This window comes from Mameliella sp. AT18 (assembly GCF_028807275.1).
In the GTDB taxonomy this organism is placed as follows: domain Bacteria; phylum Pseudomonadota; class Alphaproteobacteria; order Rhodobacterales; family Rhodobacteraceae; genus Antarctobacter; species Antarctobacter albus.
Genome location: NZ_JARAMO010000135.1, coordinates 1 through 1740 on the forward strand (window position 1 = coordinate 1; position 1740 = coordinate 1740).

At 63.1% G+C, this 1740-nt stretch carries 2 protein-coding genes; both read left to right on the forward strand.

Going from position 1 to position 1740, the window contains the following annotated elements; all coding sequences use genetic code 11:
• Positions 1-201 (forward strand): hypothetical protein (locus tag PVW46_RS13840; protein WP_274576248.1); only part of this gene is annotated, 201 nt, incomplete at its 5' end.
• Positions 202-324: 123 nt separating this feature from the next.
• Positions 325-1740: calcium-binding protein (locus PVW46_RS13845; protein ID WP_274576251.1), on the forward strand; the 1416-nt coding region annotated here is incomplete at its 3' end.

The window sequence follows — 1740 nt, forward strand, 5'->3', positions numbered from 1 at the left end:
GTCGCGGGCCTCAGCCCCGGTGTCTTCGAATTCCGCGGCACGGCGGCCTTTGCCCCCTCGGGCAACCCGGAACTGCGGCTGCTCGAGACCTCGACAGGTTCCACCATCGTGCAATTCGATGCTGACGGAAACGGCAGCGTGGACGCAGAGATCCGCGTGGCGGGGGTGACCGGCCTGACGGCGGACGACTTCGTATTGTGATCCTCCCCCTGCCCGTCTGGAGGCAGAAAAGCCCCGACAGTCAAGGCGACAGGTCTTGACTGTTTCGGCTATAGTCGTTGAGCACGACGCGCATTTTAGCAAGAACATGTGGGGATTTTCATCATGGCACTGACAGTCATCACGACATCCGGTCTCGTCTCGGGCACGGCGCATACCTTTGTCGCCGCCGCGGACGAACTGTATGTTCCCGAGGGGATCTACTGGGGATCGAACGACAACGCTCTATGGAGCACCTCGCTGGAGAACCTTTCGGTCACCATCGCCGGGCAGGCGATCACCGCCGCAGGCGTCACCAACCAGACCGGTGACGGGTTTTCGCTGACCATCACCGAAACCGGATCGCTCGTCAGTTTCCAAAACAGCGCAAACCTCACCGTGCTGGGCTTCAATGGCGGCGTCGGGGCCGAGCAAACCCTTGTCAATCATGGCCTTATCTCCATCGAGAAGGGCACGGCGATTGTCAGCAGCGGCGGCACCACGGTGACCAACACGGGCCAGATCTCGGCCGCTTCCCCGATCTTCTTTTTCACTGGGTCGGGCGACGTGCTCGTGAACTCGGGCACGATCGCCGCCAATTCCTATGATGACGCCGTTCACAATGAACGGTTCAACAACGCGGTCATCGTCGAGAACGTAAACAGCCGGGTCACCAACCTGGCCGGGGGCGTCCTGTCGGCGGTCGGGACCGAAGCCGCGGGCCTGCGCCTGGACGGAAGTGCAGACGGGACGCTCATCATCAACGCCGGGGAAATCAGCTCTGCCAACTGGTGGGGTGTCGATATTTCGAACACCGTCGTCGATCCAACCTTCGTGCTGAACAATTCCGGTATCATTTCGGGCGACCAAGGCGCGCTGCGCGGCCATGACGGCGGCATCGACCGTGTCAGCAACTCGGGCCAGATGCTGGGCGATGTCGATCTGCGCGGCGGCAATGACAGGCTCTTCAACTCAGGCCAGATCATCGGCGAAGTCTACCTGGGCGACGGTTCCGACGTCTACAACGGCAATGGCGGCCTGGTGAGCGAGGACGTCACCGGCGGCGCGGGCAATGACACGCTGATCGGGGGCAGCCAGGGCGATTACTTGATCGGCAGTGGCGGCGGCGACCTTCTGCTCGGAAACGAGGGCAATGACACGCTCTATGGCGCCGACTCCACCGCCAGCGATACAGCCGCCGATATCATCCGCGGCGGCGCCGGCGACGACCAGATCCTTGGCGCCGCGGGCGACGACACGCTGATCGGCGGCGATGACAACGACACCGTCTTTGGCGCGGCGGGGAATGATCTGATCGTGGGCAACGCCGGGGATGACTCTCTTGTTGGGTTCACGGGCGAGGACACGATCTTCGGCGGCGCGGGCAACGATGAAATCAACGCGGGCGCGGACAACGACACCGTCAACGCCAATGCGGGCGACGACACGATCTATGGTGAAGGCGGCAATGACCTGCTGATCGGCCAGGACGGGCGCGATGTCATCGAAGGCGGCGACGGGCTCGACACGATGGACGGCGGC